Genomic DNA, 24,406 nt, shown 5'->3' on the forward strand with positions numbered 1-24,406 from the left:
ATCACGCTTATTCGTTTCAAGCAAGTTGTAATATTTCCCACAACCTCGCTTATGAAATCAGTCGATACATTCGATGTGATCATCTCACATCCACCCGCTTGGTTCAGCTGGCGGATTCATAATGTAACATAACGACTTGGGGCATTCAATAGGAGACCACTGGAAAAAACCACGCCACCACGAATCCACTGATTCGTCTTAAGCTTCTATATTGTATAATTAACTGCTTCAAAATTAAAAATAATGCTGCACGGCTTAAATGAAACCCCACATACACTAGGAGACACGAAATGATAAATCAGATCATCCTGTACGTCCTGCTTTTCGGCCCATGGATCTCGTTATTTTGGGCTAAAAAAGGCAGCGTCCGAAGATATATGCCGGTTACAATTTTCACATCCTTCCTGATGACGATCGTTTTTCAAATTGCATACACTTATGATTGGTGGACCATTCACAGCTATATTGTGCCTTGGGGCTACATGATCGACGTCAGCTTCGCATATGGATTGTTTGCAGTCGGCACGTTTTGGGTGTTCTATTTTACATCTCAACGGTTTTGGCTCTATTCATTAACAAATTTAGCATTGGACAGCTTCTTCTGCTTTGTTGGATTCCCCGGCTTACAATATTTCGGAATCGCAAGCTTAAACAACATTACTACGTGGCAGTATCTCATCGTCATTTATGCCGTTTCCATGATCATTTATGTTTATCACCGATGGCAGAGTAAAATTTTCACTCCCCCCAGCTCACGAGAGATCAAGAGAACGACAGCACCCTCTCCATTTGAAATCGAAGTTCAGCTTGGAAAGCGTGAAAAAATCAAATAACAAAATAGCCCAGTTCACCAGGGAACCAGGCCTTTCGCTTTACGCTTATCAATATCTTTTTACGCCAACACACAAACGATCGCCGTAACCCCCGGATTCGGTGCCAGCCGGATTCCATGAACCGTCTTTTCAAAAGCAGCTCCATCGACAGAGCGAATTCCACTGCAATTGCGCAAAAGCATGGTCCATGGTTGGCCTGAGCGGTCTAAAGATACATCCACGGTAAGCTGATTTCCTTCCCGGGATGCACAGATGGAAAGCTGGTTTTCTCCATTTTCATCGTAAACGCAGCAATCCGCCTTTCCTCCATCTTCCAACCGATAAAGCTGCAGCTCAACTCGATGAGCATAATCGTAATCCGGACGGCTGTCTACTGCGCCAACTGCGATGATCGAATTGGGCCGAACATAAAGAGGCAAGCTCATATAACCATGCTGTTCCTTAACCCATGTCCCGCCTTCAACTTCCTTACCCGTAATAAAATGCGTCCAGGTTCCTTTCGGCAAATAATATTGGACCACCCCGTCCTCACGAAAAATAGGAGCAACCAGCAAAGATTCGCCAAGCATATACTGCCGGTCTAAATAACCGCAAGTGGGGTCGTCAGCAAATTCTAATAGCATGGCCCTCATCATCGGAATCCCCTTTTCCGAAGCTTCGCATGCTGCAGCAAACAAATAAGGCATGATGCGGCATTTTAGCTTGACAAAAAATCTCATGACATCAACGGCTTCCTCATCATATATCCAAGGAACCCGGTACGACTGATTTCCATGAAGACGGCTATGGCTCGAAAGCAGACCAAAAGCGGTCCATCTTTTATAAAGATCGGCTGGGGCCGTGCTTTCGAAACCGCCAATATCATGGCTCCAAAATCCGAAGCCGCTCAACCCGAGTGAAAGTCCGCCGCGCAAGCTTTCCGCCATTGATTCATAAGTGGCGTAGCAATCCCCTCCCCAATGAACCGGGAATTGCTGACCACCGGCAGTCGCCGATCTGGCAAACACGGCCGCCTTTCCTTTTCCAAGACGAGCCTCCAGCAGTTCAAAAACAACCTTGTTATATAGATAGGAATAATAATTATGCATTCGATCCGGGTCAGAGCCATCGTAATAAACTACATCCGTTGGGATCCGTTCGCCAAAATCCGTTTTAAACGAATCTACTCCCATGTCGATCAACCGCTCCAGATGACTCGTGTACCATTTGCATGCATTCGGATTTGTAAAATCAACAATGCCCATCCCCGGCTGCCACCGATCCCACTGCCATACATCGCCGTTCGTTTTCCGCAGCAAATACCCCTTCTCCACAGCTTCATCAAATAGGCAGGATTGCTGCGCAATATACGGATTGATCCACACACAAACCGCCAAATCCTTTTCCTTCAAGCGGCGCAGCATCGGCTCAGGGTCCGGGAACACCTCATCATCCCACTCAAAATCCGTCCAATGAAGCGCCTTCATCCAAAAGCAGTCAAAATGAAATACGCGAAGCGGAATATCTCGATCCTTCATTCCATCTACAAAATGGTTGACCGTTTGTTCGTCGTAATTTGTGGTGAATGACGTCGTCAGCCACAACCCGAACGACCATGAAGGAGGTAGCGCCGGCTTGCCGGATAAGGAGGTGTAATTTTGAAGCACCTCTTTTAAGGAGGAACCGCCGATAATGAAATAATCCAGCTGCTCCCCTTCTACGCTAAACTGTACCTTGGATACCCGTTCGGAAGCCACCTCAAAGGATACGTTCTCCGGATGGTTTACAAACACGCCGTAACCACGGCTCGATAAGTAAAAGGGGATATTTTTGTATGCCTGCTCCGTGCTGGTTCCCCCATCGCGATTCCAAGTATCGACGACCTGGCCATTTTTGACAAATGGAGTAAACCGTTCGCCTAAGCCGTAAATTTGCTCTCCGACAGCGAGGTCCAGCTGCTCTCTCATAAACACGCCTTGATTTGGTGTAGAGATATGCGCCATCGCTTTCGTTCCCGTTCCCGTGAGCTTTTGGCCGTCATACTCGAAGTTGATTCCCCAAGCCCCTTCCGTTCGCACACGTGCAGTCAGGCTTCCGCTCGTAAGCAGAGCTTCACGTTCCAGTCTCTCCGTTCTCACATCATGATCCCCAGAGGAGTGAAGCATAAATTCGGGCAGCTTTCTTCGCCCTCCTTTATGCCGGTACAACTGAACACGAATGATATCCTTCCTAGGTGACGACAAACGGACCGTTAAAAGCGGCAAATCCAGCTGCGCCCAACGCTGCGTCAAATCCCTTGGAGAAGCATAGCCGATGATCGAACCCTCTTCAATATGTACATCGAACGGTTGAACAGAGCTTATAAATTCATAACCCTGCCGCACTAACCAGTTGCCATCCGTAAACTTCATGCCGTTCACCCCAGCCTTAAAAGAATAAAAACTCTCCTTTATTGTAAGGGAATTCCATCCCTTAAAACAATAAAACCCTGCGTCTAACGCAGGGTAAAAAGTTGATATTCGGCTAGGAATTTTCCAGCATTTTTTTCTCGATCGGAATCCGTACTTCAAATTCGATTTGTTGATCGTCCACTTCCACGTTAATCGAGCCGCTGTATGCTTCTACTCTTTGCTTTACCAAAGCAAGCCCGAGTCCTTGATGGTCCCCGCTTTTGGTTGAGAAGCCGCTTCGGAATAACGATTCCCGTTGCAAGGTCTCCATTGGTTGAGAGAGCGGATTGGTCACTACGAACCAAAGCTGGTTAAGATGAACCCAGCCTTTAATGCTGACTACTCGCTGGTCGGGCGGAAGCTTCATCACCTCGTCGTAGGCGTTATCCAGCAAATTCCCCATGATTTTCACGACATCGACGGATTTAATCCCCAGTGACAAGGTTTCCATCGAATGAAACTCGTAATCGAGCTTAATTTTCCGCTGCAGCGCAATTGCCTCTTTGGCTTGAATTAAGGCTGCAAGTCCCGGATGCCCGATTTGGATCATTTCATTGACCTGCTGGACATCCTCGACCAGCTCAGCTACATATCGCTTCAAAGCATCATATTTCCCAGCGGATACGAAGGAAAATATCGTCTGCACATGGTTTAAAAAATCATGCCGTTGTCCGCGAATAACCGAAAACATATTGTCGACATCCTCAATATACAGCTCTTGAGTCGTACGAACGGCTTTCTCCCGATTTTGAGCAATAAGGCGGCTGGTCGTAACAAATACGATGACACTAAATATCGTTGCAATGAGCGCCATTACCGATATTCGTACTAGCTCCCGGTTTAAAGTCGATTGGATTGCATTGTAATCCGATACAACACCGATAACAAAAGGCTTCTCCCTCTGTTCCGGCGCTTGCTTCATCTGGTTAGGAACCGGCAAATAGGTTTTAAGGACATGCCGTCCTGCAACTTTTTCCACGTGACTATAAGTAGATCCATTTTTTAGCGCTTTCATAACAAACTGAAGATCAGCTTCACTGTAAAACTCATTTGACCCGAACATAATCGGCTGATCGTAAACGGATATAAACTCCGAACCATCGGCCCCATTATAAATCGGGATTTCCTTACCAAATGTATTGCCGTTAAAGCCGGTAATCTCCAAAATATTAGAATTGGTACTCAACGTTTTCGCGACCGTTCGTTCAGGTCCCGTCAGCTTTTTATAGCGTACGATCGTTTCCGCCTTCACAAAAGGGTTAATAATATAATCCGTCGTTCCATCATGGTAATATCCGAATTTATTAATACTCTCCGTATCCGATGCGGCAACCTCGAAAATGCCGGCCCAGAAGTTTGGGAGCTTTTGCCCCTCAGGTATCGTAACATTATGATGGTCGAGCAGCTGGTTAAACGCAGTAAACCAATACCCGAAGTCTTTCGTGCTTAACCCGATTTCTTTCGGCTCTGAGGAACGAAGGGCAACAATGTCATCTCCTACTCTTTGGAGCAAAGTGATATCATCGACCCCAACCTTCTCCGCAAGCTTTTCAAGCCGTTCATTGGTAACGTCTTCAAGCTTAGGCGGAAGCTCGCCTTTGGCAGCGATAGCCGCGGCCCGGAGCTGCTGACCCACAAGATCCTCTACGTAAAACGAGCCTTCTTCCGATTGTTCGATAGACAAACGAATTTGTTCCGCTACCGATTGCGTTTCATTGGAGAGCTGGTCAGTCAGCATCGCTTTAGTCGAAAAATAATATAGGGTATTATTTAGTATTAAAATTAAAGTAACGATGAGGGCAATGAAGAAAAAAGCGCGCCGTGAAGGCATACTCGGACCACCTAACTCTTGAGTCTGTTGAAAGCTGTCGCATTTTCTTTCATTATAACAGATTCTGTCGCACTCTGCTGAAAGGTTTGTTTTGCCGGGATCATTACTCCCATAACATTGCCCCCTTGCCCATTTATCGATGAATCATTTCAAAATCACTTATTTTCTTCCATTTACCTCCATTCTATTACATTGTTTCCACCATATATTCGAGAAAATCCGTAATTTTAAATAAAAAAATAAAAAACCGCCCCGCTAGGGACGGCTTCCATTATACGCAATCGACTCGCAGCACGAAAAGCAGCTTATACCACTACAACAACTTCAGTCCGGACACAATTCGCTGTGCCTCTTCTTTTTCCATTGGAGGAAGAGCAACGACGGTTAAAGAACCGGATGGGACCTCCGTATGACCAGCATCACGGATCGACAGATAGCCTGCATTCGCAAGCTCATTCACCTGTTCTTCCGATCCACCAAGAACAATCTTCTTTTGGCCGGAGCTGAGCCAGGCTTGAAATGTGTCATGGTTTTGCTCCTGCTGAAACAAACAATGAAGGGTTACCGTCACAGCGGCGTGAGCCACCTGTGCGGCTATTTTCCCATCGGACATTTGTAAATCCCGGTTAACGACATAATATTGGACCAAATTGGATTCATTTGGCTTTTGCATTGGATTTGTCCTCCTATCCGAACCTGACCACAGGCTCGTCCTCTATTCTATTCCCATTGTACTCTATAATTACGTAGTCTATGACATAAAATAAGACCGCCGTATCGGCGGTCTCAGCTATCAATTTCCGTATCCGGCCTTAACGGCTGTCCAAAACTTTTCGTCCTCAAGCCCCATGCGCCACATCGCTACGCCTGCCAGCTGGTAGGTCACGGTGAGCTTTGTTTTTAGCTGAATACTCTTCTCATTTTCGTACCACACCATGCGCTTAGAGCCGTCGGCTGCAGTGTAATACAGATATGGAGATTGGGAAATTGTGTCCCACTGGGGAGTTGCACCAGTATTCGCAATCAATGTAGGCATCGCTTTCCAGGAAACCGCCTTATTGCCAACCCCCGTTGATTGATTCCAATCGTAACCGTAAGCATTTAATCCTAGCAAAACTTTGGAAGCTGGGACGAGTGAAAGCGTGTACTTCACCACATTCTCCACCCAATTCAGTCCGGCTACAGGACCGGCTGCTCCCCATGGCCCGTGCTGGTCATACGTCATGAGCTGCAAATAATCCGTATATTTTCCGATTTCCGCATAATCAAAAGCACCGGTCCAGGCTGCAGTCAAGGAATCGGACGTTTTCGCAGAAACCGAGACGATCAGCTTCTTTTGCACTGCATGAAGCTCCGCTGCCAATTCCTTCACCAGCAAGGAGTAATACGGACGGTCCGCTGCATACATATTTTCAAAATCAAGATTAATCCCTTTAAAGCCATGCGTAACGGCAAAGGCCGCCATATTCGCTGCCGCTTTCTTTCGAAGCTCCCCGTTGCGCAAAATCGAGCTCGCTAAAGCAGGATCAAAGTGTCCGTTCCCCAAATTCTGAATGGCAGCATAGGCTCCTACACCTTTGCTCTGGCCGAGCTGCAGCGCATCCGATACATGCTCACCTTTGACAGTCCCATCCGCATCGATCGAAAATGTCGTCATAGAGTAATCACTCATATAGGTGGAATAAGAGTTTAAGCTATTATAGCTATTTTTATCGGTAGACCAATATTTTACGTAATAGCCTAGAGTCATTTTCGGTAAGACTGTTGTTGCAGATGTCGACGTTTCCGATGAAGAAGAAGTTGTTGTGGTCGTAGTCGTTGTGCTGGACAATGTCGTTTTCGTACGATGCTTGGCATGAACGGCAAATGACGGGAGGAGCAAGCAGGCAACCAGAGAAAAAAGGACAATCGAGGCAAGTAAGCGGAATGGCTTCATTAAATCTTCCCTTCCTTCATAGAGTAATGTTCCTGATGCGGCAGTGGAAGTGGGGATGTATACCAACAGCTTGCATTAACTCTATTATAGGAGGAAAGAGAGTCATATTTAATAGGATCACAGTCGGAAATCGCTTACACTCTCAACATGCTGTAAATAGACCCTTCCGTTTTTCCTATAAGGCGGGAGACCTAAAATGAGATTTTTTGAGATGTAAATAGTGGAAAAAAACAAAAAGGCCGTCCCGTTGCCGAGACAGCCTTACCACAAACCCTAAATAAAAAGGTCACAGCCCCATGACGATAAGTCGGATCGCCCCGGCTCCGCCAAAGAGGAGCAGCACCGCTTGAAAATGCCGCTGCGGCAGTGCGGACAGCAGCTTAATTCCGATGGCCGCACCCGCAAAAGCCATGGGCACCATCCATAAATTAAGTATTATGGAGCCGCCATGAATAAGTCCTAAGTGAACATAAAGCGGAAGCTTGATTACATTGACCGCCAGAAAAAACCAAGCCCCCGTACCGACAAACTCATTTTTCGGAAGTTTTTTGGATAGCAGATAAATCGTCATAATAATGCCCGAGACATTGCCGATCATCGTTGCAAAGCCAGCCAGCACGCCCATGATCGGGCCAAACCAGAAGGGATGCGCAGAAGGTTCCTTCTCTGCCGCCCCGGCTTGTCCCCTCAGCTTACGCAGCTGGAGCAGAACCAGTAGAAGGATCAGAATACCAACCAAAAAACTTACTTGTTCACTGCTGCCTAATTCCAGAACGGCGTATCCCATAACAAGCCCTACTAGAACCCACGGGATCAAAGAAAGCAGATGACGCCATACGACGGTTCTCCGGTAGTAAACAACCGCGATTACATCACTGACAATGAGCACAGGAAGCATAATGCCGATCGCTTCTTTGGCCGGATAAACAAGCGTAAGCAATACGACGGTAACCATACCCAGAGTAGAAATTCCGGTTTTGGAGATGCCTATACAAATTCCGGACAGCAGTACAATGACCCAAACTGCGATGTCCATCCTCTACATCACTCCCCTTCTCGGGGGCTACACATAACCGTTCGCCAGCCAGCCGCCGTCTACCTTTAGAATCGTGCCTGTTACATAATCGGAATCGGACGAAGCATAAAAAACAGCCGGTCCCACCAAATCCTCTACTTCTCCCATCCGTCCAGCGGGAATACGTGCGGTCATTCGTTCAGGCTTATGTACGCCCTTATCGATCAAATCCTGCACAATTTCGGTGCGGATAAAGCCCGGGCTGATCGCATTCACCTGAATGTTATGCTTCGCCCACTCGACGGCTAGATTTTGCGTCAGCTGCATGACGCCCCCCTTACTTGCCGCATAAGCCGCACGTTCGGGAATCGCTGCATGGGCAACGATGGACGTAATATTGATGATTTTACCGCCCATCCCCCGTTCAATCATATGCGCACCAACCTTTTGGCAGCATAAAAAGGTTCCGTCCAAGTTAATGCGCAAGCATTTGTGCCAGTTTTCCAGCGATAACGTCTCCGAAGGCGATACCATCGTAATACCCGCACAGTTCGCCAAAATATCGATGTGCCCGAAGCCGTCCAGCGCTTGCTCTACCATACGCTGTACCGCTCCGGCATCCCCGACATCCGCTTCGACGGAGAGCACGGAGACGCCCGTGTTGGCCTGTATCCAGTCTTCCTGCTCCTTCAGCTGCGCCAACGTTCGGCTAACCAATACGACATTTGCTCCTTGCTGTGCAAAGCCGCGCGCCATTGCAGCGCCGATTCCACGTCCGCTGCCCGTAACAATCGCCGTTTTTCCGCGTAATCTCATAATTCAGCTCCACCTTTCTTACGGTTTGGCCCAACGTTCATTCGGAACAAGCGGGAACCAATCCGGTCTCACCGGATCCCGGTCATAGGGATAGCCGCCTAGCTCCTGGTAGAGCTCAGCGTATCGGGCCAGCTTATCGCGATCCAGCTCAACCCCGAGTCCGGGTCCACTCGGGACACGGATCGATCCGTTTTCATAATGCATCTTGCCCCCAACAATAATATCGTCAGTTAGATGATGGTAATGGGCATCTGCAGCAAACGCCAAGTTCGGCACTACCGCCCCGAGATGAAGCATCGTGGCGAGCTGTATGCCCAGCTCACCCGAGGAATGCACGGCAATTCCAAGCTGGAAAGTCTCGCAAACGCCGGCTGCCTTAATGCATGGCCGAATGCCGCCCCAGAACGTCGTATCGAGCAGGATGACATCTATAGACGGGTCAAGCACATTGGCGGCAAGCTGCTCGAAATTGACGACAACCGTGTTTGTTGCCGTTGGAATCCGCACCATGGAGCGCACCCTGCGCATCCCGTTAAGCCCCCAGGCCGGATCCTCAAAGTAATCATTGCGGAGTCCCTCAATGGCCTGCCCGAACCGGATAGCCTCCTCGACACTAAGCGCCCCATTCGGATCGTAACGAAGCCGGTCTTCGGGGAATGCGTCTGCCAAGGCGCGGTAGCATTCCAGCTCGTAATCCGGATGAAACACCCCGCCTTTTAATTTATGGGTGGTGAATCCGTGATCTTTCTTCAATTGATGGCAGTGCTCGACGAGCTGATCGATCGTGCGCACTTCCCCTTCCCCGGATTGATCGTTGGGATGGCGAAAAAACAAATAACTTGCAAAGCTGACACGTTCTCGAACAGAGCCGCCCAGCAGCTGCGATACGGAAATGCCCAGCTTCTTGCCGATAATGTCTAAGCAGGCAAACTCTATTGCAGCATGCAGCTGCGTGCGATTGTTATACAAGCTGGCCGTCGGGTTGCAAATTTTAAAGCGGAGCTCCTCCAGCTGAAACGGATCATGCCCGACCAAATAAGCCTTTAAGCCTTGAAAAGCAGCCTGCGCGCTCTCGCCTCCGCCGCCCATTTCACCAAGTCCTGTAATCCCTTCATCGGTGTCAACCTCAACAATCGTACGGACAAAGCGCCCCCAATGAGCGCCGTTACTATGACGCAAAGGCGCCTCAAGCGGAACAGTCACTGTCGTTGCCCGAATATCGGTAATTTTCATGGCGAAATGCTCCTCTCCATTCTTAATCGATAAAATAATGCGGCGTCAGCGCCCGCAGCTCCGACATTTCGTCGTTCAGCTTGCCAAAGTGCAGCTCCAGTAAACGGCCCGCCAACTCCGAATCATTCGCCGCAATGGCCTCGAACAGCCGCTCGTGTTCTTCCACAATTTGGGGCATATGCCGGTACTGCCTTAGCGCCATATATCGCAGGCGGTTTAAATGGCCACGCATTTGATACACCACATTCAACAGCGTCGCATTGCCGGCCTCCTCCATAATGACACGATGAAACGCTTCGTCCAGCTGAAGAAACACTGTAATGTCCCCGTCAGCGGCAGCCTCTCGCTGTTCTTCTAACATTCGCTGAATCGCCTTATTGGACACGGTCTTCTTCTCTGCACTCCACTCGGCAGCCGCAATCCGAAAGGCGCCCTGCTCCAAGAGAGACCGGATAAATCTTGCTTCCAGCACCTTTTTTACAGAAATGTAGGCAACACGTGTTCCGCGCTGAGGCAGCACCTCAAGTAGACATTCGTTCACCAGACTTCGAATCGCCTCCCGGACCGGCGTACGGCTGACACTTAGCGATTCCGCCAGCTGATTCTCATAAATCAATTGCCCGGGTTCGAACGCAAGTGTCACAATGGCCTCGCGGATCCTCTCATAGACTTGTTCACTTAGCGACTGTCTAGGATGGAGCTTCGTTTGGAGAGTTTGTGTACCGATCGCTTTGCCCTCCCTTCTTCTCTCGTTTTCTCAAAGTATACATGAATACTTGTATACAAGTAATCCGACTGAATTTAGGTTTTTATGAGAAATCTTTAGATCTTTTTGCCGAATCCACCTGCAAGTAAGCCGTTTACAAAACAAAAAGCCGGGAATAACCCCGGCTTCGCCCTTCAACACTCACTGTTCAAAACCTTTATAGCTTAACAAGCGGCCCAATGTTGACCGTTAGCTCCCTGGCAAAATTCATCATGGGTTCGCCTGCGGGCTGCGGAACCCCCAGTGTATCTGCAATCATTGTATTGGTTTCAAGCAAAACCTCCGCCTGCTGCAGCGGCCAGGGCGGGTGGGCAATATCGCCGCGGTACACTTGTCCGTTCCATACCGTATACAAATGATATCGTTCAGACAGCCACTCTTCCATGGAGCCTTGCTCCGCCGTAAACGCTTCGCCTACAGGACGGTATTTTCCTACAAACAAGGCCTTCCCCTCCCGCCGGCTGCTTTCATACTGAATCCAGCCTTCCTCTTCCACACAACGCATGTCCGCCCGGACATACGCAAGGTGGAAGAAGGTTCGGGCCGCCCATACTGCAAGTGAATGAGCCGCATCAAGCGAAAAGAAGTAGACCCCCGGCCGTTCCTCGTCATAAACGTATGTACGGACATTTAATTCTGGAAATGCAGAAGCGAACGGAATCGGCGGAAGTCCGCGGAGCCTGATGCCGCTCATTCGAAAAGGAACGACCGAAATCCAGGCCAGCCCGTCCCAGACGTCCAATTGAAGCGGCTTTGGAAGCTTGGACTGAAGCTGCTCCGGCGGAATGGGCCAGTGCATAAAAAGCAGGTCATGCCACGTTTGCTGCATCAGCCAAGGAGCAGCCATCTTCGGTTCCCTTTTCATACCCATCATCCTTCACTAGATCTTGGTTCTAGTGTATGTAGGCGGCCCCGTCATTCTGCTTTTCAATAAGATAGGACGCCCGATCGGTCACAATATGCAGGGTTTGGCTTGTTTTGGAAGCATGGCTTACACCGATCAAAGCAATTTCATAATACGGCTCCGGCAGCGGTGCCTGCCCCGATTCCAGCAGCACTGCTCCATCGCCATGAATCATAATTTCCCGCTCCGCCACATAGTCGTCCGGATCCTTCGGCTGAGCTTGGATCGACACTTGATCGACTCGTATTCTTGTTCGGTCTCTGTCGCCTTGCTCCACCTTCTCAATCAGCACCGATTGTCCGGCACACTCGTTCAACCATTCTGTAATTTGCTCAATAACGCCACTCATGCCTCAGATCTCCTTTGCAGGTGTGAATTGATAATTGCCCTTGTAGTGTATCCAAAACCTGCACAAATCATTGCTTGACACGAGCAAAACCATGGCCCGCTTACAACCCAAACAGAAGCGTTTTATTTTCACATTCATGGTAAAATAATTAAAACTCACATAACGAAATTCCACGAACGGAGAGACTCACGCATGTACCTATCCAAACGACTCGCCCTCTGGCTTGGGCTTGGTCTTGGAATTAAGGCCGCGGCAGGAATGATCCTGTTTGCCTATACTGATTTGATCGTATCGAGGGCGCTGTACGATCCGACTTCGCTCTGGGCTCATGGACTGGAAGTGTTCGGAGAGCATCCGGCTTGGCTCCTATTCTTTATTGGCAGCAGTCTCCTGGTACAGGGTGCAGCCTCCATGCTTATTCGTTTCGCCGCAGCCATTGGCACACTTGGCAGTTCCACGATTCTAATCGCTCTAACCGTGATCCGAGCCTACGATTTGTCGTCGTCAATGTCTATTCTTGTTACTTCCTTTGCCGGCGGCGTCGTATTATCAGCTCTTACGTATATGCTTTTGAGCTCGGTACCGAAACAGAAGCTCACCCCTTTAATCCCATTAATTTCCTATGGCCTAACACTTATATTCTTTGAAATGATACTCGTGTTTGTGCTCAAAACCTTTTGGGGAAGGGTACGGTTTCGCGATTTGCTTCCGGATGTAACCAATTTCACCTTATGGTTCATTCCAGATTTCTTTTCAGGAAGCCGATCCTTCCCTTCAGGTCATGCTGCCAATGGCTGGACTCTGCTCATCCTGCTATGGTTCATCCCGTTAGCACAAACGCCGCTGCGCGTCATCGTATGGACAGTGGCCATTGCATTCGGTTTCGCAACGGCGCTCAGCCGCATTGTCGTTGGCGCTCATTATGCCTCCGATGTACTAGCCGGCAGCTTGATCACCCTCACACTATTTTTGGTTTACACCCGCCTGATCAGCAAGCGCCAATATGAGAAGCATTAATCTCCCGCAAATCCAACCAATCACATGCCGGCTTTTAAAGCACAACAGGTTTTGCGTGAATGAGGTTACGTCACCGCACCCGTCACATCTGCATCCGCCGCTTTTCTGGAAAAACGCTTAAAGAATCCTTTCCTTTGCTTTTGCGTTGGCTTTCGGTCCGCCCCGCCCTCAAAAAAGTAATATAAAACCGGGACAAGCACCAAGCTTACAAAGGTGGAAAAAGTCAGTCCGAACATAACCGCTGTTGCAATCGGAGTCTGAAAGCTGGAAGCCTCGCTTCCCCCGATAAACATCGGGATCAACCCTCCTACAGTAGTAAGAGTTGTCGTCAAGATTGGGCGTACCCGCAGCTTTGAGCCCTCAATAACGGCAGTAAACACATCCGGATAATCTTTGCGATGGTTATGGATGAAGTCAATCAGCACAATCGCGTTATTTACGATAATTCCAACCAGCATAACGATTCCGATCATCGCCATCATATCGAAGTCGCGGCCGGTCAATAAAAACCCTAAACTAACCCCTATCATGGCAAAAGGAAGCGAAAGCATAATTAAGAAAGGCAAACGAAAACGATTAAATTGAATCGTCAAAATCATAAAAACAGCGGCGAATGATACACCGACGGCGATAAACAGCTTTTGAAACGCTTCCGCTTCCTGCTGCTGCGCTCCGCCTATCGATAATTGAATTTCGCTTTGGTATCGATCTACAAATTGGGTCACATCACGAACGACCCGTTCTTTGGACGCCGCGTCAAAATATATAGTCAGACCCATGTCGTAGCTACCATTTTTCCTGATGCGCTTCGATTCAGAATCCAACTGCTTAATCGTCGAAACGTCCTGCAGAGTCAGATTTACATCACTTCGAATCGGCAAACGGTACAGCGCATCAGAGCTCTGCCGGTATACGGCCGGAAATTGAATGGACGCTGCCGTCCGTTCGCCATCCACCTTAATGTCCACGTCCTGAATTCCGCTCAGCACCAAACTTACATACCGTTCAACCTCATCACGCGAAATGGAATGGTAGGCAAGCTGCTCTTTGGAAAACTCGATGACCCATTCCTTGCTATTTTCCAATAACGCCGCTTCCGTTCCTGTTACTCCCGGAATTAGCATCAGCTCTTCCTTTATGGCTGGGACGGCTCGAACCAGTTCGCCCATCGAGGAACCGGATAACGAAATGGACATTTGACCGGATTTATCCCCTTGTCCTTCCCCCATACTTAAAAAGGAATAAGGAATTGTTCGATCGATCGTCTCTTTGATTTGCTCCTTCATTTGCTCATCCGTCTGCTGCATATCCTTGCGGTCCTCAAAGAGCACGATGAACGTCCCTCTGGAGGTGCTTTGATCGTTCCCCCAATAAAGCACTTCTTTTACGCCGTCAATCGGGAGCATTTGCTTGGCCGCATGATCCATTAAGGACAGATTGGTCTCGTAATCCAGCTTTTCATCGACTTCCACATTAATAAATAAGCTGCGGTCACTAATATTCGGCAAAAAGTTGGTTGGAACGAAAGCAACCAGGGCGTAAATCGATAAACAGAGCACCAAAATAAAACTAAGCAGCGTAATCCGCCGGCGCTTGACGGCTTGAACGAGCAGCTTTTCGTACATCATCATCACGCGGCTTGCTTTGACTTCGTCAGCTTTCGGGGTGCGGATCAGCTTATCGGATAAAATCGGAATCAGCGTCAGCGCCACCACAAGCGAGGATAACAGCGAAACCGTAACGGTGAGGGCAAGCTGCTTCATAAATACACCGAGAATGCCATCCATAAACGAAATCGGCAAAAATACGGCGACCGTCGTTAAAATCGAAGACATAACCGGCGCGAACACCTCTTTTGTTCCGCTGATGACTGCATCCATGCGATCCTCGGTTTCCTGCATTTTTCGGAAAATATTTTCGATGACCACGATACACGCGTCCACGATCATACCGGTACCGAGACCGATGCCAAGAAGGGTAATTATATTCAAGCTATAGTTAAACATAGCCATCGACAAAAGCGTTGTACAGATACAAACCGGCATACTGATGGCTACGATTAACGTCGTACGGAAGCTGCGGAACACAAGCAAGAGAATAACGGCGGCAATCCCGGCGCCAAACAATATGTTCACCACGAGCTCACTAACGGCCAACCCGATAAACGCAGAAGCATCCCAGGCAAATAAATATTGCCATTCCGTTGATTGCTCACTGTGATGTTTGGCTAATACGGCCTGTACCTGCTCTGAAATTTTCACTTCACTAGCGTGCGCAGAAGCAAATATATTGATTTCGTAAAACGGCTCCCCGCTCATCATTAAATAACGATGATCTGCCGGCTTATCCACGCGGACATTCACCATATCCATGAGCCGTTCCCCTGTGCTCAAGCGGAATTGCTCCAGCTCTTCTGCCGTGGTGACCGCTGCTTCGCTTCGCACCCGGTAAGGCTCTTTTCCGTAATCGAGGGTGCCCAGCAGCGGAGAAGCAAAACCGTCTCGCAGCTCATCAATGATCGTATTTGCCTGCTGGAGACTTTGAATGCGATCCGCTTTCAGTTCAAACTCATAATTTTCTTGATATTGATCAAGGGTATGCTCAACCTTAGAAATCCCTTGAATTTCTCGTAAGGCCGGAATAACGGCATCCTTTAATTCCTTACGAACCCTTTCCTGATCCGGGTCGTTAGAAGTTAGGGCGATCATCATGATGACCTCGTCGCTCGCCGTATACTGTCGAACATCGGTACGATCCATCTCAATTGAAAAGGAATTCAGCTTTTGACTGATTTCTTCCTTGAGCTTATTAATTTCCTCCGGCTTGGCGCTATCCTTAAGCAGCACCTGCATTTGCACGCTTTTGGTGGTCGTTGTCGCATTCGCATCCTTGACAATATCACGGCTGTTTACGATCGTTTCCAAGGGGAACGTGACTTCCTTCTCCATCTGGTCCAGATCGATATCTTTCGAAGAGTGAGCGACTACGGCCAGAAAAGGACCATCAACACTCGGCTGAAGCTTTATGGGGAGCAGCTTCCCGGCAATTCCACCGGAAACCAGCACCATGGCAGTTAGCAGAAAGACGGCGATCGGCCTTTGGATCATCCACTTGATCACGGCGTTTTCTCCCCTTGACCAACAATTTCCACGGTGTCACCATCCGATAATAGGCTTTGTCCGACAACAACTATTGTATCGCCTTCCTTCAGCCCTGCCGTGATTTCCGTATAATCCTGATTCTTTCTGCCGGTCTCAACTTTTGTCCGCTTCACCTTGGTCGGCTCCGATAAGGTGTAAACGAACGATTGCCCGTCCTCCGTAAGAACGGCGCTAATCGGCACCGCAACCGTCTTCTGCGCCAAACGGTCATCCAAGATCACTTGTGCGCTCATCCCCGGCCGGAGGACGCCGTCCGCGTTCGGCAGCTTTGCGCGGAGAGAAAAGCCGTTTTGCTTTTGGTCTTGGACCGAAGGCGATATGTATAAAATGTCCGCGTTCAGCGTCTGCTCAAGAAGCGGAAGGTACACCTGCAGCTGCTGCTTCTCCCGAAAAACAAGCAGATCCTTCTCGGTAATGGCCGCTTCGACATAGAGCGGATCTAGCTGCTCAATCTGCGCCAGCTGCTGGCCGGCGTTCACTTGCTGACCGGCGGAATAGCCTGAAGCTAAGGTAACGATACCGGCAATTGGGCTGGTGATCTTCGTTTTTTCAATATTACGCCCTGCTTCTTGAATGGAGAGCTCCGCTTCCTTCAAGCTAATCTTTAATAAATTTAGCGATTCCGGCTTGTCTTCCCTGAGCTTTTCTTTCGAATTTTCGAGATCGATCAAAACCCGCTCTTTACTGAGCTGCGCCTTTTCAAGCGTAGCCTTATAATCCGACGGGTCCAGCTCAAATAAGAGCTGTCCTTGCTCCACCGTTTGTCCAACCTCGATATGCTCAGCCAAAAGCTTCCCGCTTACTTCTGCCGTAAGCTGCAGACGTGAAGAAGGTGCGAGAACCGCCTCAACTTTCACGGGCACCCCCATGGAAACAGCGGCCACCTCTGCTGTTTTTACCCGTTTCGCGGTTTCCTGCTGCTCCGCCGGAGCATTCGCCGGCTTGCTTGAGCATGCCGCTACCAGGAGCATTCCCGCGAAGAGGATCATCCCTGCCGTTCGTTTCAAATCCATCCCACCCCATTCATCATTCTTCCTCTCTATTTGTTATAGCAGAAGTTAAAGGAAAAGTAATCCAACTTTTGTTGGTTTTGGGACTAGACTTTAGTCTAGGTACAAGGAGGTTGAAGCAGGCGGTTAACCAAAACAAAAAGCGCCGAGCTGATCGACGCTTTCGTGATCTTCCGATTTAGCTTGTTATGACGATTAGATCGTTATAGCACAATTACACCGTTTCACCGAGAAGGCGGCGGTACACAAATTGCGTATCCACTTCGTGTCCGTATCCGTCATGCGCCGCTCCGAAGAACGCCTTGCCCCCGCTGTACACCGGCACACTGCCTGGGCGGCCGGCCAGCTCCGCGGCCAAATGCAGCAGCGCCAGCGGCTCAATCGCGTCCAGCTTCGCATAAGCGAAGTCCGGCTGCGCGAGGAAGACGCGCTTGTGCAGCCGCGCGGCAACCATCGCATCGGCCGCTTCGCATGCCGCAGCGAGAAACGCCGCGCCGCCCGTGGCGCGGTAAAGCTCCAGCAGCGCGAAGATGGCGGCCGGCTCCCCGCAGGCCGAGCCGGTGAGCGCCGGGGCCCCGCCCGGCTGCTCACCGATCTCGCCGAGGCCGCGGCCCGCCGCCATGCTGCGCACAAGCTGCCACAGCTCCGGCTCCCGCGACAGCCGGTACGCCTTCGCGTAAGACCACAGCTGGATGAAGTCGGCTTTCGCCGCTGCCAGCTTCTCCCCCTGCTTGCCGTAATAGCCGTCCCGCAGCAGCTCCAGTCCGGTTAACCGCGTGCCGTCGGTCAGCACCGGATGAAAGCAGTGATCCGCCATATCATAGGAATGGCGCCCATACGCAAGCAAATCCTCGACCGCCCAGCGCAGAAACTCCGCTCCAGCCTCACCAAGCCCTTCGGCCAGCTCCAGCCGGCAAAGCGCCGCTTCCGCCGTAATGGTGTGCACCTGGCGAGCAACCGACAGCGTCGCTTCAATGACCCGATGCCCCTCCAGCTGGCCGGCAAACTGATCGATCGCGCGATCCCCCCGGCGACCAGGAAGCACGGAAATGCTGAACTGATAACCGCCCATCCCCGTTTCCGGATGGCGGGTATCCGCGTACCGCTGCGCCATACGTTTGGCCCAAAGCAGCGCTTTCTCATTGCCGTTCAGCCGGTACAGCTCCGCAGCCGCGTAATACAAATCGCTTCCCGCATTAATAAAGGTGAGGCCCTCCGCCGTAAAAAATACTTCTTCGCCGCCGTAGACATTATCCCACACGCAGTAGCCAGCTTCACGCTCCCGCGGCTGCCCGTGACGGTTAAATTCCAGATTGCCCCAGTCTCGCACATGGCTGTCCCAGAACGCCTCAATATAACGAACCGCGTGCTGCGGATTTGCTTCATACATCAAATCATAAAAAGGATAGTGGCATTTCAGCTCATGCTGCGGACCTTTATCGGAAGCATGCACCGGCCGCTTTTCCTCCAAATCAAAAGCAAGATGGCCGCCCCAATACAGCAAATCGCCGTAACGCAGCTGATCAAGTCCATACCGTACCGCCTCAAGTGCCCGCTGCTTATATTTCGAATCGCCCGTTAAAGCGCTTAATCCGGCCAAGCTGCGGAGCCAGTTCTGCTGGTTACCCAGGTTCGAAAGCGTCCAAACCTCGCCATTCGACTTCCACCGAACCGGTTCAAACGTATCGACCTGAAACCCATCGGCAAACAAAGGGGTTTGCTTCGCTCCGTATCGGTCCTTCGCCTGCTCCATCATATGCTCAATGCTGTCGGCCGCAATCCCGATATATGTTTTTGCCTTCTCCTGCTGTCCTTGCATGATTATGACACCGCCTCTTATGGATGGAAATCGTTTTCCACCATTTTAGTTCCGCTCTTCTACATTTTCAACCGGTTTGCTCGAAAAGCAATTCGATGATTATCCGAACACTCCCTTTCTACATCGTTAGACAAAAGTCAAGGGGAGGTTTTCGCTTCGTTTTCTTTTGTTTCCGCTTTTTTTCCGGTATTATGGTAAAGAATCATGTGCTTATTGGAGGATTTCATGTCTTTAAAGCGTTTCTTTCAACAAATGACACCTACTCAACTGATCGTGTTTGGTTATTTGGCCTCAACTCTTGTATTTAGTATTTTGCTTTATTTACCGATCAGCTTATACGATGGAGTGCGTCTTTCCCCGCTAGACGCCTTGTTTACAGCAACGAGCGCCATCAGTGTCACCGGGCTTACCGTTGTAAGCACAGCGGAAACCTTCAACAGCTTCGGAAAAATCGTACTGCTGCTTTCCTTCCAGGTAGGCGGAATCGGCATTATGACGCTGGGCACCTTTCTATGGCTGCTGCTTGGACGGAACATCGGCTTGTCCCACCGCCGGTTGATGATGATCGACCAAAACCGCAGCAATCTGTCCGGTCTCGTTCAACTGGCTAAAATAATAATTATGCTGATTCTTGTGATCGAAGCAATCGGCGCGTTATTGCTGGGTCTGTATTTTAAGATATCAGGTCACTTCGAGGATTGGTCTACCGCATTTGTCCACGGTGTGTTTCACTCTATTTCCTCGTTTACGAATGCCGGCTTCGATATATTTGGCGACTCGCTGTACCGCTTTTCTGATGATTATGTCGTGCAGACGATAACGATCCTGCTGCTTGTGCTGGGCGCCATCGGCTTTCCGGTACTGATGGAGCTACGGGAGTATGTCATAAGCAAACATGAACGTTTTCGTTTCTCACTCTATACGAAAACGACAAGCATCATGTTTATTTTGCTTATTGCGTTCGGAATGCTCAGTATTTTAGTGATCGAGGATCGCCTGTTCTTCGCCGATATTCCCTGGCATCAAAAAATGTACTTCGCCTTGTTCAATTCCGTGACGACGCGAAGCGGCGGCTTGGCCACAGCGGATATTTCCGAGTTCAGCGTGCCGACACAAATGGTGCTCTCCTTCCTCATGTTTGTCGGAGCAAGTCCCTCCAGTGTCGGCGGCGGCATTCGGACAACGACGTTTGCCGTCATCGTCCTGACCGTCGTTAATTACGCCATGGGGCGTCAGGAGGTAAGAACCTTCCATCGCAGAATCAAGCAAGAGGATATTATTAAAAGCTTTGTCGTATTTACCGTGGCGACGCTGCTCGTGGCAGGCAGTGCTGTTTTGCTCGACATATTTGAATCGGGCCAAGTTCCGTTCAGCGCACTGATTTTCGAGGTATGCTCCGCTTTCGGAACAAGCGGGTTGTCGCTCGGCATCACTCCGGGTATGTCCTCAGCGGGAAAAATTGTTCTGATTCTGCTCATGTTTATCGGCCGGATCGGCGTACTTTCCTTGCTCTTTATGTTCCGCTCCAACAGAAAGCAAGTGCAAATCCGTTACCCTAAAGAAGATTTGATTATCGGGTGACGTCACTTACCATTACGGCACAGCCCGTATCCAATGCAAAAGGGCCGGAGAAGTCTCCAGCCCTTTGTTGTTAAGCAGGTGCGCCCGAGCATGGACCGCTCCAACTCAAGAATATATGTTCTTACCTCGCATTTACCGCGTTTTCCCCGCTCGAAACTGCATCAAATGCTTAACAAACCGCTCGTCTCTAACAAGCGACGCTTGATAGTTCCGCTTCATGTACATTTCCGCCTCCTCGAAGGAAGCATAGGAACCGCTCTCCTTCTCTCCGTTCATTTCCACCACCCATTCGCTGCGGTTTGCATAAATGAAGAAGAGATCGCCCTTGCGGTTGTCATATAAGCAGCCAAAAGGCGAGCCCTTTACATTGTAAACGTTACGAAAGGCATCCACCCGCACGGGCTCCAGCAGAAACGGTTCGCCGACATACAGCTTATAGGCGTCCTTCGTCAAGGAGCAGCCCGCCGCCTTCGCATGGCCCCCGCCTCCATGAACACCGGCGATTTCGGATACATCAATATGATCGTGAATCGTTCGGAAGCTTATCTTTCTGCCCCCCATATTGATAATCGCAATATAGTCGAAATGAGGATTGTCTCTCCCAAGCTCGTTGCCAAGCTCCGAATGATACGATTCCGCATGTACAATCCCGACGCAGCGCTCCTGGATAAAGGTTTGCACCAGCTCGCGGCGCTTCCTGCGGACATAACGCTCGATCTTTTCCTCTTCCATATCCAATACTTTTTGCTCAAAATCATCAAAGTCAAAGGAATCTTGACGCTGCAGACGCTCCACCATTTTTTCTTCAAACTCGTCAATGGAAAGCAAATAAAACAGGTCGTTCAACCGCTTCGCTTTCGTATTTCCCTTTTCATCCCACTCCCAAGTGTCGTACTGCCGCACCAGCTCAACATACTCGTCAAGCGCCGCGTTCGGGGTGAGTAAGCCGTGCTGAATCAAGTAGTCATAAAATAAAGAAGTAGCGGAAGCAAGACGTCCGTCATCGTACTGCACCTGCACGGAACCCCAATGATGCCGGTTCAAATGCAGCGCCGTCTTATGGTGGTCAATCAGCTTTACCTTCCCGCCTGCTTCGCTGTATTCGGTTAAACCCGCTTCATTTTCTTCATTCACGGATAAGTCCGTAATAAACAAATAATCTGCCTGGGTCCCCTTCTCTTTGAAGGTTTCCAGGTAACGCTTCACTTGATGATCCAGCCCTTCGACAGAGTTGTAGCGCAAGTCCGCTTTCGCTCCAAAGGCACATCGTGCAACAATACCACAGCTCACGCCATCCAAGTCGTTATGCGATAAGATAAGATACATGTCATCAACGTCTCCTGATTCATAGTCATCGTGAGGCTGACTTGTGAGCAAGCCATGGGTTCATTTTGCATGAATAGGCCATGATTTATTCGGATGCGGCAAGTTTCCTTCCTTCCCGGCCTTCTAAGCTTGGAATCCGTACTTCGAACGTGGTGCCCCGCCCCAACTCGCTGTGTACTGAAATCGTACCGTCGTGCAGCTCAACCAGCCGCTTTACGATGGCCAGACCAAGACCGGTGCCCCCGTATTTTTTGGATCTGCCGCGGTCCACCTTAAAGAAGCGCTCCCAGATCATCTCCTGATCCTCTGCAGAAATTCCTTCCCCTGTATCTTCAACACGAATAACGATATCTCTGCCGTCTTTTACAGCCGATAAGGTGATCACGCCGTTTTCTGTGAACTTGACTGCATTCGTAATCAGGTTGTTAAAAATTTGCTCCACTCGATCGGGATCCGCGTAAGCTTTCGGCAGTCCCCTCTCCACCCGAAGCTGAAGCTCCGTGCCTCTTTCATTTGCTTCCGGCCCAAATTTAAACACCGATTTCTGCATCAGGGCTTCCATATCTGCTCCAGTTTTAAAAAGGGTAATTTCATTGTTTTCCATCTTCATCAGATCCAGCATATCGTCAACGAGCCGATTCATATGCAGGGTCTCATTGTACATAATTTCGTAATACTTCGCCCTGCCTGTCTCCTCGATCAAGTCATCCTGCAGCGCCTCAAGAAAACCCTGCATGGCGGTCAGCGGAGTGCGGAGCTCATGAGAGACATTCGCTAGAAAATCACTCCGAACACTCTCCAGCTTCCGTTTTTCCGCATCAATTTTGGCCAGCTTCTCGACCATATGATTAATCGTTTCCGCCAAATCGCCGATCTCATCCTTGGACTTAATCTCCAGCCGTTCGCTGTAATCCCCAAGCGCGATCTTGGCTGCCGCCATATCGATTGCCCGAAGCGGCCTCGAGATCGTCCAGGAAATGACGGATGCCATTGTGATGGAAACCACGAGTCCAAAAAGGGTAACCCAAAGAATCGTTTCCCGCAGGTAGGTGATCGTTTCAGATATGCCCGTAATCGGCGCATGCAGCACGATCCCTCCGTATACGACATTGCCCTTGCCCCATGGAACGGAAACCGACAGCATCGTTTCCTTTAACCCTTCAAACTGCAAATTCAGCACGGCGTCTTCGCCTTTGGATACTTTGCGGACGATGGACGGGTCAACCGATTTGCCGACATACACCTCTTCCTTGGAGGAGGTCGCAACAATTTGTCCCATTTCGTCAAACACCCAAATTCGCGTATCGAAGGATTGATCAAAGAACATGAGCAGCTGCTTCGCATCTTCGTCCATCACCGGCATATTTTGCAGCGACAAATTGATTTTCTTCGCCTGCCGCAGCAGCTCCGCTTTTTTCGACTCCGTAATGTAATCCTTCGTATAGTAGGAAAGCAGTAAACCTACTGCGCATAAACCAAGCAGGACCGTTGCCGTAAAGCTGAACAGCAGCTTGCGAAAAATGCTCCGGTTAATATTCATGCGCCAGACTCCGAGTCAAATTTGTATCCGACTCCCCATACCGTCTGCAGGCAATCTACTTTCCAAATCACCAGCTTTTCACGCAGCTTTTTAATATGTACATCCACGGTGCGGATATCGCCTAAGAAATCGTAGCCCCATACCCGTTCCAGCAGCTGCTCGCGGGTATACACGGTTCCCGGCGATTTCATCATATAAGCCAGCAGCTCAAACTCCTTCGGGCGGAGCACGATTTTCTCTCCGTTGGCCGTGACCTCACGGCGCTCCAGGTGCAGCGTTAAGCCGCCGCTTTCCAAGCAGCTCGGCGTTTCCTCCTTGGCGGCGGACTGCCTCCCCTTTTCCATCCGGCGGACGACCGCCTTTATTCGCGCCACCAGCTCACGCGGACTGAACGGCTTGGTCACATAATCGTCCGCCCCTAGCTCCAAACCGAGCACGCGGTCGAATTCATCGCCCTTAGCCGTAAGCATAATGATCGGGATGTCCGCCCGTTTGTTGATCTCACGGCATGTTTCGTAGCCGTCCATCCCCGGCATCATGACGTCCAAAATAATAATATCAGGCTTTTCTTCCTCTAACTTATGTAAGGCGGATGCACCGTCGTGCGCTTCGATCAGTTTAATTTGCTGCTTGGCAAAATAAAGTCGGATAATTTCACGCACGTTGGGATCATCGTCAGCAATTAACACTTTGAGCCCATTCATTTCGTACTCCTCCTCTCGTTATCCTTATCCTTTTCGCAGCTAACACTTCGTTTTAGGGGGTATTATCCATTTTTTATATAAAAATAGTAAAAACGCTGCTCCGGGAGAGAGCAGCGCCTACGTATGTTTACATGCT

General features: G+C 49.7%; 19 protein-coding genes. 3 read left to right on the top strand and 16 right to left on the bottom strand.

What is annotated here, in order from left to right; all coding sequences use genetic code 11:
* Window positions 1-290 precede the first annotated feature (290 nt).
* Window positions 291-833 carry a hypothetical protein gene (locus tag GQS10_RS16930; protein WP_166244342.1) on the top strand — a complete coding sequence of 181 codons (543 nt, stop codon included), beginning with the start codon at window positions 291-293 and terminating at the stop codon, window positions 831-833.
* A gap of 59 nt (window positions 834-892) precedes the next feature.
* On the opposite strand, the gene yicI is transcribed toward GQS10_RS16930, so the two are convergent.
* The 10 genes from yicI to ymzB form a co-directional block, all read right to left on the bottom strand.
* Complete coding sequence (gene yicI, locus GQS10_RS16935) at window positions 893-3,223, bottom strand: alpha-xylosidase (protein WP_166244344.1); 2,331 nt, start codon at window positions 3,221-3,223, stop codon at window positions 893-895.
* Between the two features lie 112 nt (window positions 3,224-3,335).
* Window positions 3,336-5,000, bottom strand: a complete 1,665-nt coding sequence (locus GQS10_RS16940; RefSeq protein WP_166244346.1) for a sensor histidine kinase — start codon at window positions 4,998-5,000, stop codon at window positions 3,336-3,338.
* Window positions 5,001-5,406: 406 nt separating this feature from the next.
* The gene (locus GQS10_RS16945; RefSeq protein ID WP_166244348.1) at window positions 5,407-5,766 is read right to left on the bottom strand and encodes an aminoacyl-tRNA hydrolase; all 360 of its coding nucleotides are present in this window, start codon (window positions 5,764-5,766) and stop codon (window positions 5,407-5,409) included.
* 120 nt (window positions 5,767-5,886) lie between these two features.
* On the bottom strand, window positions 5,887-6,765 hold the full coding sequence (locus GQS10_RS16950) for a glycosyl hydrolase family 18 protein (RefSeq protein ID WP_424991801.1): 879 nt from the start codon (window positions 6,763-6,765) through the stop codon (window positions 5,887-5,889).
* A 550-nt stretch (window positions 6,766-7,315) separates the two neighbouring features.
* Window positions 7,316-8,065 carry a sulfite exporter TauE/SafE family protein gene (locus GQS10_RS16955; protein ID WP_166244352.1) on the bottom strand — a complete coding sequence of 250 codons (750 nt, stop codon included), beginning with the start codon at window positions 8,063-8,065 and terminating at the stop codon, window positions 7,316-7,318.
* Between the two features lie 27 nt (window positions 8,066-8,092).
* Window positions 8,093-8,860 carry an SDR family NAD(P)-dependent oxidoreductase gene (locus tag GQS10_RS16960; RefSeq protein ID WP_166244354.1) on the bottom strand — a complete coding sequence of 256 codons (768 nt, stop codon included), beginning with the start codon at window positions 8,858-8,860 and terminating at the stop codon, window positions 8,093-8,095.
* Between the two features lie 18 nt (window positions 8,861-8,878).
* Window positions 8,879-10,093, bottom strand: coding sequence for an enolase C-terminal domain-like protein (locus GQS10_RS16965; protein ID WP_166244356.1), 1,215 nt, complete (start codon window positions 10,091-10,093; stop codon window positions 8,879-8,881).
* Window positions 10,094-10,115: 22 nt separating this feature from the next.
* Window positions 10,116-10,820, bottom strand: a complete 705-nt coding sequence (locus tag GQS10_RS23705; protein ID WP_166244564.1) for an FCD domain-containing protein — start codon at window positions 10,818-10,820, stop codon at window positions 10,116-10,118.
* A 196-nt stretch (window positions 10,821-11,016) separates the two neighbouring features.
* On the bottom strand, window positions 11,017-11,724 hold the full coding sequence (locus tag GQS10_RS16975) for a YqjF family protein (RefSeq protein ID WP_243735227.1): 708 nt from the start codon (window positions 11,722-11,724) through the stop codon (window positions 11,017-11,019).
* 28 nt (window positions 11,725-11,752) lie between these two features.
* Entirely contained in the window at window positions 11,753-12,112 is a 360-nt protein-coding gene (ymzB, locus tag GQS10_RS16980) for a protein YmzB (protein WP_166244359.1), read from the bottom strand.
* Between the two features lie 192 nt (window positions 12,113-12,304).
* Between ymzB and GQS10_RS16985 the strand changes: the two genes are divergently transcribed.
* Complete coding sequence (locus tag GQS10_RS16985) at window positions 12,305-13,129, top strand: phosphatase PAP2 family protein (protein ID WP_166244361.1); 825 nt, start codon at window positions 12,305-12,307, stop codon at window positions 13,127-13,129.
* Between the two features lie 65 nt (window positions 13,130-13,194).
* Here the strand turns inward: GQS10_RS16985 and GQS10_RS16990 are convergent, their stop codons facing one another.
* From GQS10_RS16990 to GQS10_RS17000, 3 genes are all read right to left on the bottom strand, one after another.
* Window positions 13,195-16,248 carry an efflux RND transporter permease subunit gene (locus GQS10_RS16990; RefSeq protein ID WP_166244363.1) on the bottom strand — a complete coding sequence of 1,018 codons (3,054 nt, stop codon included), beginning with the start codon at window positions 16,246-16,248 and terminating at the stop codon, window positions 13,195-13,197.
* A complete protein-coding gene (locus GQS10_RS16995; RefSeq protein ID WP_166244365.1) occupies window positions 16,245-17,297 on the bottom strand; it encodes an efflux RND transporter periplasmic adaptor subunit in 1,053 nt (350 codons plus the stop codon). The genes GQS10_RS16990 and GQS10_RS16995 overlap by 4 nt, the downstream gene beginning before the upstream one ends.
* Before the next feature lie 217 nt (window positions 17,298-17,514).
* Window positions 17,515-19,119, bottom strand: a complete 1,605-nt coding sequence (locus GQS10_RS17000) for a hypothetical protein (RefSeq protein WP_166244367.1) — start codon at window positions 19,117-19,119, stop codon at window positions 17,515-17,517.
* 252 nt (window positions 19,120-19,371) lie between these two features.
* Here GQS10_RS17000 and GQS10_RS17005 point away from each other — a divergent pair, with 252 nt between their 5' ends.
* On the top strand, window positions 19,372-20,700 hold the full coding sequence (locus GQS10_RS17005; protein ID WP_243735228.1) for a TrkH family potassium uptake protein: 1,329 nt from the start codon (window positions 19,372-19,374) through the stop codon (window positions 20,698-20,700).
* Between the two features lie 132 nt (window positions 20,701-20,832).
* Here the strand turns inward: GQS10_RS17005 and GQS10_RS17010 are convergent, their stop codons facing one another.
* The 3 genes from GQS10_RS17010 to GQS10_RS17020 all read right to left on the bottom strand — a co-directional run bounded on the left by GQS10_RS17010 (window position 20,833) and on the right by GQS10_RS17020 (window position 24,270).
* Entirely contained in the window at window positions 20,833-22,026 is a 1,194-nt protein-coding gene (locus GQS10_RS17010) for a DHH family phosphoesterase (RefSeq protein WP_166244370.1), read from the bottom strand.
* An 85-nt stretch (window positions 22,027-22,111) separates the two neighbouring features.
* A complete protein-coding gene (locus GQS10_RS17015) occupies window positions 22,112-23,566 on the bottom strand; it encodes a sensor histidine kinase (RefSeq protein WP_166244371.1) in 1,455 nt (484 codons plus the stop codon).
* Window positions 23,563-24,270: a response regulator transcription factor gene (locus tag GQS10_RS17020; RefSeq protein WP_166244373.1), complete on the bottom strand. Its 708-nt coding sequence runs from the start codon at window positions 24,268-24,270 to the stop codon at window positions 23,563-23,565. The genes GQS10_RS17015 and GQS10_RS17020 overlap by 4 nt, the downstream gene beginning before the upstream one ends.
* Window positions 24,271-24,406 lie beyond the last annotated feature (136 nt).

Source organism: Paenibacillus turpanensis (assembly GCF_011421635.1).
GTDB classification, from domain to species: domain Bacteria; phylum Bacillota; class Bacilli; order Paenibacillales; family YIM-B00363; genus Paenibacillus_AK; species Paenibacillus_AK turpanensis.